A 14,348-nucleotide genomic window follows, 5' to 3' on the forward strand; every position below is an offset into this window, starting at 1 on the left:
GGGACCGGACGGGCCTGCCCCGCGGTCCCGGCACCGGCGGCGGTTCTGCGTCAGCCGTACATCGCCACGCGCTGGAAGGCGGCGAGCGCGTCGTCGATGGGATGGGGCTGCGGCCGGCCGGAGGCGTCGAGCCTGTTCCACCTCTGGAGGTTCACCGCCAGGGCCAACTGCCGTTCGCCGTCGGCACGGATCACGGCCAGCGCGCCACCGCCCCACACCGTGCCGCCATGTCCCCAGAAGACGTCCTGACCGGGAGCCGTCAGGGGATGCAGACCGAGGCCGTAGTCGATGATCCTCCCCTCCTGCGAGACGACCGGGACGGTGCGCCGCATCTGCGCCAGTGACGACGGGCTGATGATCTCGCCGGCCAGCAGCAGGCCGTAGAACCGGTTGAGGTCCGCGACGGTCGATATCAGCGAGGCCGACGGGCCCACCCATGACATGTCGTAGACGCTGTAGTCGCGCGGCGGGTCGATCATGCCGAACCACGCCTCGTAGAGCTGGGAGTGCGGCCCGTCCACGCACGGCCCGTCGGGCAGTTCGGTGTCCCGGAGCCCGGCGCGCTCGATGACGTTCCGGGTGATGTACCGCTCGGCCGTAGTGCCGGTCACCTGTCCCAGGAGTTCCACGAGGAGCAGGTAATTGGTGTTGGAGTACAGCCCCGGAGTGCCGCCCGGGGCTCCGACGGCGGGTGCGGCGACCCCCATCCCGATCAGTTCGACGTGGTCGAACCGCGTGAACCGGTGGTCGTCCAGGCTGTCGGGCCGGGTGTCCGCGAGGGCGGGGAACGCCTTGAGGGAGGGATAGGCGTACGGGAGGTACTCGGCGAGGCCGCTGGTGTGCTGGAGCAGCATCCGGACCGTGATCGCGTCACCGCGCGCTCCGGGGACCAGCTTCGGGAGGTAGCGGCCGATCGGCGCGTCCAGACCGATCTCGCCGCTCTCGACCTGCTGGAGCACGGCGGCCGCGGTGAAGGTCTTGGTGATGCTGCCGACGCGGTGCCGCATGCCGGCGGTGACGGGACGGCCGGTGGCCACATCGGCGACCCCGGCGGCGCCGCGCCACACATGGTCCCCGTCGCGCACCTCGGCGAACAGGCCGGGCATCCCGGCGCGGTGGACGTTCTCGAGGGCGGCGTCCAGCGCCGCCGGGTCCAATGGGTTCCTCACGTCATGCGTCCTTCCACGTCACGCCGGGGTGGGCTCCGCATCGCTCGCCCGCCCCGGGGCGACAGGGCACGAGGGGCACGCCGGCCCGCCCGGCATGCTCATGCCCTCATTATGCACGCGGCGCGTGCAACACCAAGTGCACCGGTAGACTGAACACCCGGCGAGAGGAGTGGGATGGCAGGCCGCAGGCGTTGGTCGACCGAAGAGATCCTGGACGCGGCGACGGAGCTGCTGCGCACGAGCGACGCGGACTCGTTCAGCGTGCGGAAGCTCGCCGCTGCCCTCGGGACCGACTCCTCCAGCCTCTACCGGCACTTCCGCAGCAAGACCGAACTGTTGCGGGCGGTCGCCGACCGGATCCTGGTGGCCGCGATGGACGGCTACCGCGCCGAGGGCGACTGGAAGCGGCGCATCACCGCGCTGGCCCTGCACGCACGGGAGGCCTTCGCGCGGCAGCCGCAGGTCGCCACGGTCTGGGGACGCTACGGAGCGAGCGGCACCGGTTCCCGGCTGGTCATGGAAGAGGCGCTCCAGGCCCTGCGCGCGTCGGGACTGCCCGACGAGGAGATCCCGGCGTGCTACCACCGGCTCGCGGTCCTCCTCGTCGGACTGATCGCCTCCGAGGCCGGAGTCAGCACCGTCGCCCCGGAAGAGCACGAGCAGGGCATGGAACTGTTCCGCGTCGCGGTGCTGGGCGCCGACCCCGAACGCTTCCCGGCCCTGGCCCACTTCGCCCGCGACATCCGCCCCCTCGGCGCGGATCGCCGCGCCGCCTTCGAGGACATCCTCGCCGCCCACCTCGCCGGCATCGAGGCCGCGATCCCCCCGGGCCGGCCGGCCGGTTCGTGAGCGTCGGTTCCGTCGGGCACGCCCCGTCGCCGTAACGGCGCGGGGCGGGGGCCCGGCGGATACCCTGGCGCCGGACCCGAGGAGGAAGCATGGCGCGGATGCCGTCGGCCGAGCGGCGCCGGCAGTTGGTGGAGGCGGCGGTCCGGGTGATGGCCAGGGACGGGGTGGCGCGGACGACGACCCGGTCGGTGTGCGCCGAGGCCGGGGTGTCGCTGAGCGTCTTCCACTACTGCTTCGACTCCAAGCAGGCACTCCTGGAAGCCGCCATCGAGACCATCACCGGCAGCTACGTGGCGCGGGTGATGTCGGCGGTCGAGCCGCGGGCGACGCTGCGCGAGACGGTCCGGGCCGCGCTCGGGACGTACTGGGACCATGTGACGGACCGTCCGGCCGAGCACATGCTGACCTACGAGCTCACCCAGTACGCGCTGCGCGAGGAGGGCTTCGAGCATCTGGCGCGGGCGCAGTACGAGCAGTACGTGGCGTCGGCGACCGCCCTGGTCGAGCAGGTGTGCGCGGTGCGCGGGGTGACGCCGAGGGTGCCGGTGGAGCTGCTCGCCCGGGTGCTCGCGGCGACCATCGACGGGCTGACCCTCCAGTACCTGGTGCTGGGCGACGAGCGGGCCGCGGCGGACCTGCTCGATGTGACGGCCGACCAGCTGGTGGCGCTCATCGAGGGCTGACCGGCCGTCAACAGGTCATCTGACCCGGACTCTTGACTCGCTCGGGGATCCTCGCGATCCTCGCCCCGAGCCGCTGTTACCGCGAGAAACCCCCACGGGACGGCTCACAGCCCGGTATCCCCCATGACCGAAGGCGTGGCTGACCACATGAAACGACCATCTACGCGCGGGGCGGGCGGCCGGTTCGCCCTCGTGTCCCTGTTCATCGCCCTGGCCACCGTCGTCTTCGGCGCGGGGCCGGTCCCCGCCGCCGACGCCGGCGCGAACTGGTGGGAGCCCGCCGCACGGCCGGCACCCGACTCGCAGATCAACGTCACGGGCGCCCCCTTCACGGGGACGGACGCCGACGGCAAGGTGCGCGGCTTCGTCGACGCGCACAACCACCTGATGTCCAACGAGGGCTTCGGCGGCCGCATGATCTGCGGCAGCACCTTCTCGGAGGCGGGCGTCGCCGACGCGCTCAAGGACTGTCCCGAGCACTACCCGGACGGCTCGGGGGCCATCTTCGAGCATCTGACGGGAGGCGACGACGGCCACCACGACCCGGTCGGCTGGCCGACCTTCAAGGACTGGCCCGCCCATGACTCGCTGAGCCACCAGCAGAACTACTACGCCTGGGTGGAGCGGGCCTGGCGCGGCGGCCAGCGGGTCCTGGTGAACGACCTCGTGACCAACGGCCTGATCTGCTCGCTGCTGCCGAGGGACCGCGGCTGCGACGAGATGGACGCCATCCGCCTGGAGGCGCGCAAGACCTACGAGCTGCAGGACTACGTCGACCGCATGTGGGGCGGCCCCGGCAAGGGCTGGTTCCGCATCGTGACCGACGCGGCGCAGGCCCGCTCGGTGATCGAGCAGGGCAAGCTCGCGGTGGTCCTGGGCGTCGAGACCTCGGAGCCGTTCGGCTGCAAGCAGATCCTCGACGTCGCCCAGTGCGACCGGACGGACATCGACAAGGGCCTGGACGAGCTGTACGCGCTCGGCGTGCGCAGCATGTTCCTGTGCCACAAGTTCGACAACGCGCTGTGCGGGGTGCGCTTCGACAGCGGCACCACGGGCGTGGCGGTCAACATCGGCCAGTTCCTGTCCACGGGCACCTTCTGGACGACGGAGAAGTGCGCGGGGCCGCAGACCGACAACCCGATCGGCCTGACGGCACCGCCCGCGATGGCGGCGAAGCTCCCGGCCGGGGTGAGCGTCCCCTCGTACGCCTCCGACGCCCGCTGCAACACGCGCGGGCTGACCCGGCTCGGGGAGTACGCCCTGAAGGGCATGATGCAGCGCGGCATGATGCTGGAGCTGGACCACATGAGCGTCAAGGCGGCCGGCCGGGCCCTGGACATCCTGGAGGCCGAGGAGTATCCGGGCGTGCTGTCCACCCACAGCTGGATGGACCTGGACTGGACGGAACGGGTCTATCGCCTCGGCGGCTTCGTCGCCCCGTACATGCACGGCGCCCAGGGCTTCATCGGCGAGGCCGCCCAGAAGGCGGAGCTGCGCAGGAAGTACGGGGTCGGGCTCGGCTACGGCACCGACATGAACGGGGTCGGCGGCTGGCCGGGTCCGGTCGGCGCCGGGGCCCCCAACGCGGTGAAGTACCCCTTCCGCAGCTTCGACGGCGGCTCGGTCCTGGACCGCCAGGTGACGGGTCAGCGCACCTGGGACCTCAACACCGACGGCGCCGCGCACAACGGTCTCGTACCGGACTGGATCGAGCAGATCCGGCTCACGCCCGGCGGCCCGGCCGTCGTGGAGGAGCTGGCGCGGGGCGCGGAGTCGTACCTGACCACGTGGAAGAGGACGCAGAGCCACCGGCCGGGCGTGGACCTCGCCGCCGGGAAGCCGACATCGGCCTCCACCACGCAGTGGTGGAACCCCTTCGTCGACCACTCCCCCGGGCTCGCCGTCGACGGCGACGCCGCCAGCCGCTGGGCCAGCGAGTGGTCGGACGACCAGTGGTGGCAGGTGGACCTGGGCGCGGTGCACCGGGTGGGCCGGGTGACCCTGGACTGGGAGCGGGCGTACGCGCGCGCGTACCGCATCGACGTGTCGGAGGACGGCAGGAACTGGCGCACGGCCTGGTCCACGGACTCCGGGGACGGCGGCTACGACACGGCGGAGTTCACCTCGCAGTCGGCCCGCTATCTGCGGGTCCAGGGGGTGGGGCGGGCGACCGGATGGGGTTATTCGCTCCACGAGGTGAAGGTGACGAGGTCCTGATCCCCGGCAGGGACCAGGTCCTGAACCTCTGCCGGTGAGATGACGAGGGGGCCCGCCGGACGTTCCGGCGGGCCCCTTCGTCGTGGCCGGTTCTCAGCCGGCCGCGGGTCCGGTCCAGTCGGCGGGCACGTGGGCGAGACGGACCCGCTGGGGGTGGTCGCCGACGTCCACGGTGGCCACCCGCTTCCCGGTGGCGAAGTCGATCGCGGTCACCCGGTCGGCACCGCTCTCGGACACGACGCAGGACCGGCCGTCGCCGCTGACCGTCGCCCAGTAGGGCTTGCTCACCTCGACGAGCGGGCCTTCCTGGAGGGTGGCGCGGTCGACGACGGTCGCGTAGTCGTCCATGGTGCCCGCGACGCACAGCTTGGTGCCGTCGGGGCTGATCGAGAGGCCGTGGTGGCGCGAGTCGTTGACCCAGGTGGTGCGATCGGGGTCGGTGGCCGGGTTGCCGGGGAGGTTCTTGAGGCGGGTGATGCGGTCGGTGGCGATGTCGTACTCCAGGAAGCCGTTCAGGAAGGAGACCTGGAAGTAGAGCTTCTTCTCGTCCGGGGTGAAGACGAGGGGCCGGACGGCGTCGGACAGGTCGCCGCGGCCGAAGGCGTCGAGGCGCTCGCGCATGTCGATGACGCGTACGGTGCGGAAGGTGGTCGCGTCGACGACGGTGATCTTCCGGTCGCCCTTGGTCCAGTCGAGCCAGGGCGCGTCGAGTGCGGTGGTGACCTCGCCGATCGACATGTTCCACAGCAGCCCGTCGGCGGTGAAGACGTTCTCGTGGGGCTTGTCGCCGGTCTTGAAGGAGCCGAGCTGGCGGCCGGTGACGATGTCGAGGACGTGGACGGTGTTGGCGGTGGATGCGGAGACGGCGACGCGGGTGCCGTCGGGTGAGACGGCCATGTGGTCGGATCGGTAGCCGGCCACCGGGAAGCGCCAGTTGATCCGGCCGGTGCGCAGGTCGACGGAGACGACGTCGGCGAAGCTGGGCCGGGAGACGACCATCGCCGTGCCGTCGGGGGTGGCGTACATGTCGTCGACGAACTGGTCGTGGCCCTCGCCCGGCCCGTTGCGCACGCCGAGGAAGAAGGCCAGCTTGATCGGGTCGAGGTGGATCTCGCGCAGCCGCTCCGCGCGGTCGGGGATGACGTTCACCCGTGCGACGCGGCGGAATTCGCCGCGGGCCTCGATGACATCGGCCGTGCCGTCCCAGTTGTTCCCGACGAACATCACCTCGCGCAGCCCCTCCGCGCCCTGCGGCCGGGGCGCGGCGGTGGCGCCGGTGCCGCCGAGGCCGGCGAGGAGCGCGAGGGCGGCCGCGAGGGCCACGCCGAAGCGGCGCCGTGCGCGCGGGCGGCGGGGAGGGCGGGGCAGGCGGGGAGAGGGCATGGGGGTTCCTTCTTCCGGCTCCGGACGACGACTTACCCGAGGTAACCATGGACATGCCACACCCAACAAGCCCTCGGGGACGCCCTGTTACCCTTCGGTACGACCGGCCCCCACACCTTCCGCACACCGCCTTCACACCGTCCGCGAAACGGCTGGTCGAAAGCGTGTCCCAGACCGCCCGCCCGGGCAGAATGCGGGGCGACGGGGACGGTCGCGACAGGGCGGGAGTCAAGAGATGGTCGTGGCGGAGGGGTCCGCGCCCCTGGCGCGGTGGCGCGCGCTGCGGGGGCCGAGCGGGACGGGTTCGGCGCTCCGGCGCGCCCGCTCGTTCATGATCCTGACCACCCTCCTCTACCGGGCGAGCCATCTCGTCGTCGGCGTCCTCGCCGTGGCCCAGCACCGCCCGGACCGCGCCGTGCCGTATCTGGGGCTCGCGGCCGCGCTGGGGCTGAGCATCCTGGTGTACGGGTCGGCCCTGCGGCGCGGCTGGTTCGACCCGCGCCAGGTCGGAGCGGACGTGCTGGTCACCGGGTGCGCGCTGCCCTTCGCGCTGTACGCCTGGGGCGGGGTGCGGGACACCCCGTCGATCGGCTGGGCCATGCTCCTCGGCGGCTCGGCGAGCGCCGTCGCGGCCATCGCCCTCTCCCGCCCGTACGCGCTCGCCGCCGTCGTCCTGCTCGTCGGCACCCACCTGTTCGGATACCACCTGGTGGGTGCGAGCCGGGCCGTCCTCGGCGGGCACCTCAACTCGCTGGTGTCCTCGGCCGTCATGGCCTGGGTGATGTGGTGGTACCTGCGCCGCCAGGGCCGGCTCCTCGACGAGGCGAACGCCCGCGCCCTGGCCGCCGAGGCGCAGAAGGCGCGGTACGCCGAGCGGCTCGCCCACCACCGCGCCCTGCACGACACCGTGCTCGCCACCCTGACCGCCCTCGCCGCGGGCGGCATCGACGCCAACGCCCCCGAGGTGCGGGAGCGCTGCGCCCGGGAGGCCGCCTACCTGCGCCGGCTCGTGCAGCGCGGCGCCGACGAGGAACCGGACGAGGGCATCGGGGCCGCCCTGGAGGAGGCGGTCCGCTCGGCCGAGAGCCTGCGGCTGCGGGTCACCGCGCAGTACCACGAGCTGCCCGAGGTGCCGCCGGAGGTCGCCGCCGCGTTCGCCGCCGCCACGCGCGAGGCGTTGAACAACGTACGGCGCCACGCCGGCACCGGACACGCCTATCTCACCGCCACGGGCTCCGCCGCGGGCCCGGACGGCCGGCCCGGCGCCGTCGTCACCGTCGTCGACCGGGGCCCCGGCTTCACCCCCGGCGACCGGACCTCCGGCTTCGGGCTGCGCCGCTCGGTGCACGGGCGGATGGCGGAGGTCGGCGGCCGGGCCGTCGTCGACAGCGCGCCCGGCGAGGGCGTACGGGTGGAGCTGAGATGGCCGGTCTGATCACCGTCGCCGTCGTCGACGACGACCGGATGCTCCTGGACGGCATGCGGGCCTGGCTGGGCGGGGTGCCGGAGCTGCGGCTCGTGGCGACCGCGGCCACCGTCGGAGAGCTGCTCGCGTCCGGCTCCGCCCCGCCGCCGCCGGACGTGGTCCTGCTCGACCTCGTCCTGCGGGACGGCTCCCTGCCCGCCGACAACATCCGGCGGCTGCTCGGCACCGGCAGCCGGGTCCTGGTCATCAGCACCGTCCCCGACCGGACCCGCGTCATCGAGTCGGTCCGGGCCGGCGCCGACGGCTATCTGACGAAGGACAACGACCTGCCCACCCTGGTCGCCGCCGTCAAGGACATCGCGGCGGGCCACGGCGCCCACTCCCCCGAACTCGCCTTCGCCTGCGCCCACGACACCAGCCCCACCCGGCCCCGGCTCTCGCCCCGCGAGCGGCAGATCCTGCTGGACTACGCCTCCGGCCTGACCCTCAAGTCGGCGGCCCGGCGCGCCGGCATCACGGTCCACACGGCGAAGGACTACCTCGACCGCGTCAAGGCCAAGTACCGCCAGGCCGGCCGCCCCGCGTACACGAAGATCGATCTGGCCCGCCGCGTCCACGAGGACCGTCTCGACGCGGGCTAGGACGCCTCGTGGGTCCGGCCCGGCTTCGCCCTTCGGCCCCGGCGGCCGAGGGAGTGGCGCGGGCCGCGGCGCAAGCCCCCCAAACGGGCGGCTGCATGAGGCGGGGCCGCGCCCCCTATCGTCGTGCCCGGCGCCGCGGCCGTACCCCCGTAGCCGCGGCGCCGCCAGAACTGCTCGGCGAGGGGGACGGGGAGGGGCGGCACGGGGAGTGCGGGGGTCTCCCCCGTGCCGCCCTCGAGGCCCGTGACGGCGGGGCGTTCTCTAGAGTTCACGACCATGCACATGATCAGAAGTTCACTCGGTCGCCTGGCCATCGCCGGACTGGCCGCCGTTCTCCTGGCCGCCTGCCTGGTGTGGTCACAGGCCGGACCGGCGCAGGCCGCGTACAACGACTGCCCGCCGAAGACGTTCTGCCTGTACACGGAGGCCGGTGGCCAGGGCCAGATGGTCCCGCTCGCGCCGAAGGACGGGCCCGTGCTCGACTACGGAACGGTCGAGAGCCTGAAGGACCGGACCTTCCTGTCGTTCCGCAACAACACCACCTCCTGGACGTGCCTCTACGACGACCCGGCGTACGGCGGCACCGACACCCAGGCCGTGCTGCCCGGGCACACCGGCGGCGACCTGGCCAAGGGCACCGACGGGCAGCCGAAGGTGACGGTGGCCTCGCACAAGTTCGCCCCGTCGAAGTCGCTCTGCCGGACCGGGTTCGACCGCTGCGAGGCCGGCCGGATCTGCATCTTCCAGGGCCCCAGCGGGCGTGGCGCCGGAGGCGTGGCGAGCCAGACCGAGGTCCTTCCCGACGGCGTCCTGGGCAACAGGGACTACGGCGTGACCTGGGACGACAAGCTGGTGTCCGTCGCGAACCGCTCGCACAAGGTCGCCTGCTTCTACCGGGATCCCGGATACTCCGGAACCTGGCAGGCCGGCAGCGTCGCGTACCGGGCGTTCGTCGTCCTGCCCGGCGAGGAGACGACCCTGCCCACCGACTACCAGCGGTCCGTAAGCTCCCACAAGCTCGCCGACGCGGAAGGCAAGTGCTGACCGTGAACCCCGCCACGAACTCCGCCGGCCGCTCACGCATGCGCCGCATCGCGGCCGTTCCCGTCGCCCTGGCGACACTGGCCCTGACGCAGAGCGCTGCGGTCGCCGACCCCGCCACCAACGACACCCCGTCGGTCCTGGACACCCTGACGGCCCATCACCTCACCGTGGCGGACGGCGTCAAGCGGACCACGTACTCCAGCGACTCCTCCGAGATCGTCGTCCGTGTGGCGGTCATCGACCCGGATCTGGGGGCGATATCCCTGGACAGCACGGTGGGCGCCGGGGTGAGCGTGAAGGAGTCCACCACCGCGATGCTGGCCACCGTCGGCACCACCGCGAAGGACGCGCCGTACGTCGGTGTGAACGGCGGCTACTCCGTCTCCGCCAAGGACGAGGACGACGCGACCGGAAAGAGCATCCCGGAGGAGCGGTCGGTCCCGATGGTGACCTCGGTCCAGGAGGACGTCGTGCAGGGCGCCGCCTGTCTGAAGGGGCAGAACTCCGTCGTCCTCCAGCACGGCCGACCGCACTTCACCAAGATCGCGACGACGTTGGGAATCACGTCCGACCGGAACACCCCGGACACCGCCGACGACGCCACGCGCGTGGTCGACGCCGTCAACCGGTACCCGGGCTGGATCGCGTTCTGCCCGCAGGAGGCCGGTGACCGGTCCCTCCCGTACACGACCGACGCGAACGGCAACGTCCAGCGGGTCGACCAGTACGGCAACGTCATCAAGGGCGGTCCCTACTATCAGGACTACAGCGAGATCGTCGTCTTCACCCCGGCCTACGGCCAGAAGACGCCGGAGCCCCGGCACACTCCCTTCGTGGCGGCGGACGACGCCGACGGTGTCGAGGTCGCCGTCGACGCGTCGGGCCGTGTCACAGCGGTGAAGTCCCCGCGCGGCGGAATGGACATCCCTCCGGGGGGCATGGTGCTCCAGGGCATCGGTGACGACGCCCAGACCGGGGGCGGCGCACAGTGGCTCAGGGAGCACGCCATGGTGGGCGCGAAGCTCACGTACACGCAGCGCGCCACGGACCTGGGCGTCGTCGAGGACCCGACCGACGACGTCGACCTGCCGCTCAACCCCGCGTACCCGTCGATCGACGTCGTCAACGGCACCCACGATCTGATGCGGCACGGCCGGGTCGTGGCCGAACCGACCGACAACGTCGCGAACGACCCGCGCACCGCCATCGGCGCCGACGGCTACGGACGCACCCTGCTGGTCACCGTCACCGCCAAGGACGAGGGCCTGCGCCGCGGTGTCCCGATCTACGACCTCGCGAAGATCATGGAGGACCTCGGCGCCGTCGACGCGCTCAATCTGGACGGCGGCGGGTCCACCACGTTCGTCGTCGACGGTCAGGTGAAGAACGTCCTCTCGGACGCGGGCGGGGTCGAACGGCCCGTCTACGACGCCGTGTACGCGGGACGCGGCGGCCACGGCCTGCCGGCCGGCGGCAACTGACGCCTCCCGCCTCGCGATCGCTCCGGGACCACCGCCCGGAGCGACCGCGGGCCGGCGTCGTCCACTCTGAGATCTGGCGTGGTCGGGACCGGCACGGGCCCCGCCGCGGGGACTGGCACGGGCCCCGCCGCCGAAACGCGCGGCAGCGAAGCGGGGCGGCCGGGCCGGGCGTCAGGCCGGGTACTTCAGCTCGGCGGCGGCCGCGCGAAAGGCGGCGTCGCTCGGGGTGGCGCCCGTCGGATCGGCGTTGTGGCTCATCACGTTGACGACGTACGGGTCGCCACCGGCCCCGCCGCGTACACCGTGCCGCCGCCCGCCACGAGTGCTCCCGCCGCGACGCCGGCTCCGGCCGTCGCCGCTCCTCGGATGACGGATCTGCGGTCCACGTGTCCGGTCATGTCTCTGCCCCCCCGTGTGGTGATCCTGGAACGACAGCGCATCCGATCGCCGGGGCCGTGCGTGCGCAAGATCCCACGGAGAGGGCTGAGTTGTGCGGATCTGCGCAGACTCGCCCGACAACCGGCCGATTTGTTTCCTGGGTAAAGTAATCGCCAAGACGCCCGCGCCGCCGACGGCTTCCGTCGGCATGCCCGCATCCGCCCCTGCCTGCCCCAGGAGAGCCACCGTGTCCGCTGCCCGAATGAGCCGTACCCCCCTGCCCGGAATCGGCGTCCGCTACGACCTGACCACCCGTGAGGACCGACGGATCTCGGTCGTCGCGAGGCGCGACGGAACCCGTGTGCTGAGTGCCTACCGCCGCGACGATCCCGACGAATGCTCCTTGTCGGTACGGCTGACCGCCGGGGAGTCGGAGGCCCTGATCGACGCCCTCATGCCCTCCCACCACAGCCCGAGTCTGCTCTCCACCACGGACCTCGGCCTGGTGGCCGAGCGGATCGCGCTGTCCTCCGCCTCCCACTGGAACGGCCGCCACCTCGGCGAGACCCGGATGCGCACCCGTACCGGCGTCTCGATCGTCGCCGTGCTGCGCCGCGCCGACGCCATCCCCTCCCCCGGACCCGACTTCCGCCTCGCCGGGGGCGACACGCTCATCGTCATCGGCACCCGCGAAGGGGTCGACGCCGCCGCCCTGATACTCGAAAGGGAGTGATCCATGCACTCGTCCGCCGTCTTCCTCATCGAGTTCGGTGCGATCATCCTCGGCCTGGGCCTTCTCGGCCGGATCGCCGGACGGCTGAAGTTCTCCCCCATCCCCCTCTATCTGCTCGCCGGGCTCGCCTTCGGCGAGGGCGGGCTGCTGCCGCTCGGCGCGAGCGAGGAGTTCGTCGCCATCGGCGCCGAGATCGGCGTCATCCTGCTGCTGCTCATGCTCGGCCTCGAGTACACGGCCACGGACCTGGTCACCAACCTCAGGACCCAGTACCCCGCCGGCCTGGTCGACGCCGCCCTCAACGCCCTGCCCGGCGCGGCCATGGCCCTGCTCCTCGGCTGGGGTCCGGTCGCCGCCGTGGTCCTCGCGGGCGTCACCTGGATCTCCTCCTCCGGCGTCATCGCCAAGGTGCTCGGCGACCTCGGCCGGCTCGGCAACCGGGAGACCCCGGTCGTCCTCAGCATCCTGGTCCTGGAAGACCTGGCCATGGCCGTCTACCTGCCCATCGTCACGGCGCTCCTCGCCGGCGTCGGCCTCGCCGCGGGCAGCGCCACGCTGGCCATCGCGCTCGGCGTGGCCGGCCTGGTGCTTTTCCTCGCGGTCCGCTACGGGCGGCTCATATCCCGCTTCGTCTCCAGCGACGACCCGGAGAAGCTGCTCCTCGTCGTCCTCGGCCTGACCCTGCTGGTCGCCGGGCTGGCCCAGCAGCTCCAGGTCTCGGCCGCCGTCGGCGCGTTCCTGGTCGGCATCGCCCTGTCCGGCGAGGTCGCCGAGGGCGCCCACAACCTCCTCAGTCCGCTGCGCGACCTGTTCGCCGCCGTGTTCTTCGTCTTCTTCGGGCTCCACACCGACCCCGCCAGCATCCCGCCGGTGCTGCTGCCCGCGCTCGCGCTCGCCGTCGTCACCGCCGCCACGAAGATCGCAACGGGCTACTGGGCGGCCCGGAGGTCCGGCATCTCCGTGAAGGGCCGCTGGCGCGCGGGAGGCACGCTGGTGGCACGCGGCGAGTTCTCCATCGTCATCGCCGGACTGGCCGTCACGGCGGGCATCGAGCCGTCCCTCGGACCGCTCGCCACCGCGTACGTGCTCATCCTCGTCGTCCTGGGCCCGCTCACCGCCCGCTACACCGAGCCCGTCGCCACCCGGCTGACCCGGCTGACCCGGCTGCTGCGCCGTCGCCGCCCGGCCGACGCGGTCGGCACCCCGTCCGCACCCGCCTCCGAGGAGGAGCCCGCCGTCTCCGCCGAGACGGACGCGGCGATGTCCGGATCTGCAACTCACATGACATTGCCGCCATCCCGAGGGGGTTCGTAGCGTGGGAGCACAGCCGCCGGGCCTCGGTCCGGGGCGGACCCATCGCACGATGAAGAAGGGCAGCCATGCCGACCACCACGCCTTCCACCACGACGTCGACCACTCTGCGCGAGCTCAGCGGCTTCGACCCGACCCCGGCCTCGCTGGCCGGCTCGACGCTGATCCTGGTCGACTACCAGAACACCTACACGCTGGGCGTGATGGAGCTGGCCGGCTGGGAGCCCGCGCTCGACGCGGCCGCGGACCTGCTCGCCCGGGCGCGGGCCGCGGGCGCCAAGGTCGTCCACGTCATCAACGACGGCGGCGAGGGCACCCCGTACGACATCCGTACCGAGATCGGGCAGATCCACCCCCGGGTGGCGCCGGTGGAGGGCGAGCCGGTGGTGGTCAAGACCGCGCCCGACGCGTTCGTCGGCACGGACCTCGGTGAGCACCTCGACGCGGCCGGCACGAAGGACGTCGTCGTGGCCGGGTTCATGACCCACATGTGCGTGGCGTTCACGACGGCCGGCGCCTTCCTGCGCGGCAACCGTCCCACCGTCGTCGCCGACGCCTGCGCCACCCGCCCGCTGGCCACCACGGGCGGCCACGTGTCCGCGGAGCAGCTCCACCGGGGCGCGCTGGCGACGATCGGCGACCTGTACGGGGTGGTGGTGCCGGACGCGTCGGCACTGACCTGACGGTACGGGAGGGGGGAAGGGCCCGCGGGGCGGGGGGGCGGGATGGTGCGGGTGCGGGTGCGGGTGCGAGCTCGGGTTCTCGGGGTGGGGGTTTCGGGTGCGCTTCTGGTTCGGCCGCCCTCTCTCCGAGTGTGGCCCCCTCCACCGGCCCCTCAAGGGCGCTCCTCCGTCGCGTCGCTACGCGATTCCGCTTCGCTCCACCCTTGACCGCCCGGTTCCGGGGTCCTTTACACACTCGGAGGGCGGCCGGGGGGCGTGGCCACGCGGGCAGGCCCGGGGAGCCGCTGGGCGCCGTGGGCGCCTGCGGGTTGGTGGGGGGTGCGCGGTTGTTGAGTGGGGTGCCCAATCCT

Annotated in this window: 13 protein-coding genes; 10 read left to right on the plus strand and 3 right to left on the minus strand. The window is 72.5% G+C overall.

Going from position 1 to position 14,348, the window contains the following annotated elements; genetic code table 11:
- Window positions 1–50: 50 nt before the first annotated feature.
- Window positions 51–1,169, minus strand: a complete 1,119-nt coding sequence (locus tag ABTZ91_RS25030) for a serine hydrolase domain-containing protein (protein WP_352079471.1) — start codon at window positions 1,167–1,169, stop codon at window positions 51–53.
- Window positions 1,170–1,343: 174 nt separating this feature from the next.
- On the opposite strand from ABTZ91_RS25030, the gene ABTZ91_RS25035 reads away from it, so the two are divergent.
- From ABTZ91_RS25035 to ABTZ91_RS25045, 3 genes are all read left to right on the plus strand, one after another.
- Window positions 1,344–2,018, plus strand: coding sequence for a TetR/AcrR family transcriptional regulator (locus ABTZ91_RS25035; protein ID WP_352079472.1), 675 nt, complete (start codon window positions 1,344–1,346; stop codon window positions 2,016–2,018).
- A gap of 89 nt (window positions 2,019–2,107) precedes the next feature.
- Window positions 2,108–2,701 carry a TetR/AcrR family transcriptional regulator gene (locus ABTZ91_RS25040; protein WP_352079473.1) on the plus strand — a complete coding sequence of 198 codons (594 nt, stop codon included), beginning with the start codon at window positions 2,108–2,110 and terminating at the stop codon, window positions 2,699–2,701.
- Between the two features lie 147 nt (window positions 2,702–2,848).
- Window positions 2,849–4,918 carry a discoidin domain-containing protein gene (locus tag ABTZ91_RS25045; RefSeq protein WP_352079474.1) on the plus strand — a complete coding sequence of 690 codons (2,070 nt, stop codon included), beginning with the start codon at window positions 2,849–2,851 and terminating at the stop codon, window positions 4,916–4,918.
- Between the two features lie 93 nt (window positions 4,919–5,011).
- On the opposite strand, the gene ABTZ91_RS25050 is transcribed toward ABTZ91_RS25045, so the two are convergent.
- Window positions 5,012–6,301, minus strand: coding sequence for a YncE family protein (locus ABTZ91_RS25050; protein ID WP_352079475.1), 1,290 nt, complete (start codon window positions 6,299–6,301; stop codon window positions 5,012–5,014).
- A gap of 241 nt (window positions 6,302–6,542) precedes the next feature.
- Here ABTZ91_RS25050 and ABTZ91_RS25055 point away from each other — a divergent pair, with 241 nt between their 5' ends.
- The 4 genes from ABTZ91_RS25055 (at window position 6,543) to ABTZ91_RS25070 (ending at window position 10,893) form a co-directional block, all read left to right on the plus strand.
- A complete protein-coding gene (locus ABTZ91_RS25055) occupies window positions 6,543–7,736 on the plus strand; it encodes a hypothetical protein (protein WP_352079476.1) in 1,194 nt (397 codons plus the stop codon).
- Window positions 7,724–8,368, plus strand: a complete 645-nt coding sequence (locus ABTZ91_RS25060) for a response regulator transcription factor (RefSeq protein WP_352079477.1) — start codon at window positions 7,724–7,726, stop codon at window positions 8,366–8,368. The genes ABTZ91_RS25055 and ABTZ91_RS25060 overlap by 13 nt, the downstream gene beginning before the upstream one ends.
- A 282-nt stretch (window positions 8,369–8,650) precedes the next feature.
- The gene (locus tag ABTZ91_RS25065) at window positions 8,651–9,412 is read left to right on the plus strand and encodes a peptidase inhibitor family I36 protein (protein ID WP_352079478.1); all 762 of its coding nucleotides are present in this window, start codon (window positions 8,651–8,653) and stop codon (window positions 9,410–9,412) included.
- A 2-nt stretch (window positions 9,413–9,414) separates the two neighbouring features.
- Window positions 9,415–10,893: a phosphodiester glycosidase family protein gene (locus ABTZ91_RS25070; RefSeq protein ID WP_352079479.1), complete on the plus strand. Its 1,479-nt coding sequence runs from the start codon at window positions 9,415–9,417 to the stop codon at window positions 10,891–10,893.
- A 257-nt stretch (window positions 10,894–11,150) separates the two neighbouring features.
- Here the strand turns inward: ABTZ91_RS25070 and ABTZ91_RS25075 are convergent, their stop codons facing one another.
- The gene (locus ABTZ91_RS25075) at window positions 11,151–11,291 is read right to left on the minus strand and encodes a hypothetical protein (protein ID WP_352079480.1); all 141 of its coding nucleotides are present in this window, start codon (window positions 11,289–11,291) and stop codon (window positions 11,151–11,153) included.
- A gap of 242 nt (window positions 11,292–11,533) precedes the next feature.
- Here ABTZ91_RS25075 and ABTZ91_RS25080 point away from each other — a divergent pair, with 242 nt between their 5' ends.
- The 3 genes from ABTZ91_RS25080 to ABTZ91_RS25090 all read left to right on the plus strand — a co-directional run bounded on the left by ABTZ91_RS25080 (window position 11,534) and on the right by ABTZ91_RS25090 (window position 13,998).
- Window positions 11,534–12,004: a TrkA C-terminal domain-containing protein gene (locus ABTZ91_RS25080; RefSeq protein WP_352079481.1), complete on the plus strand. Its 471-nt coding sequence runs from the start codon at window positions 11,534–11,536 to the stop codon at window positions 12,002–12,004.
- A 3-nt stretch (window positions 12,005–12,007) separates the two neighbouring features.
- Window positions 12,008–13,318: a cation:proton antiporter gene (locus ABTZ91_RS25085; protein ID WP_352079482.1), complete on the plus strand. Its 1,311-nt coding sequence runs from the start codon at window positions 12,008–12,010 to the stop codon at window positions 13,316–13,318.
- 65 nt (window positions 13,319–13,383) lie between these two features.
- The gene (locus tag ABTZ91_RS25090; protein ID WP_352079483.1) at window positions 13,384–13,998 is read left to right on the plus strand and encodes a cysteine hydrolase family protein; all 615 of its coding nucleotides are present in this window, start codon (window positions 13,384–13,386) and stop codon (window positions 13,996–13,998) included.
- Window positions 13,999–14,348 lie beyond the last annotated feature (350 nt).

The sequence above is a fragment of the Streptomyces sp. NPDC126499 genome (genome assembly GCF_040302485.1).
Lineage (GTDB): Bacteria > Actinomycetota > Actinomycetes > Streptomycetales > Streptomycetaceae > Streptomyces.

Excerpts from the sequence above, each read along its gene's own strand:
- ABTZ91_RS25035 (WP_352079472.1), top strand. The coding sequence starts at position 1,344 with ATGGCAGGCCGCAGGCGTTGGTCGACCGAAGAGATCCTGGACGCGGCG.
- ABTZ91_RS25040 (WP_352079473.1), top strand. The coding sequence starts at position 2,108 with ATGGCGCGGATGCCGTCGGCCGAGCGGCGCCGGCAGTTGGTGGAGGCG.
- ABTZ91_RS25045 (WP_352079474.1), top strand. The coding sequence starts at position 2,849 with ATGAAACGACCATCTACGCGCGGGGCGGGCGGCCGGTTCGCCCTCGTG.
- ABTZ91_RS25050 (WP_352079475.1), bottom strand. The coding sequence starts at position 6,301 with ATGCCCTCTCCCCGCCTGCCCCGCCCTCCCCGCCGCCCGCGCGCACGG.
- ABTZ91_RS25060 (WP_352079477.1), top strand. The coding sequence starts at position 7,724 with ATGGCCGGTCTGATCACCGTCGCCGTCGTCGACGACGACCGGATGCTC.
- ABTZ91_RS25065 (WP_352079478.1), top strand. The coding sequence starts at position 8,651 with ATGATCAGAAGTTCACTCGGTCGCCTGGCCATCGCCGGACTGGCCGCC.
- ABTZ91_RS25075 (WP_352079480.1), bottom strand. The coding sequence starts at position 11,291 with ATGACCGGACACGTGGACCGCAGATCCGTCATCCGAGGAGCGGCGACG.
- ABTZ91_RS25080 (WP_352079481.1), top strand. The coding sequence starts at position 11,534 with ATGAGCCGTACCCCCCTGCCCGGAATCGGCGTCCGCTACGACCTGACC.
- ABTZ91_RS25085 (WP_352079482.1), top strand. The coding sequence starts at position 12,008 with ATGCACTCGTCCGCCGTCTTCCTCATCGAGTTCGGTGCGATCATCCTC.
- ABTZ91_RS25090 (WP_352079483.1), top strand. The coding sequence starts at position 13,384 with ATGCCGACCACCACGCCTTCCACCACGACGTCGACCACTCTGCGCGAG.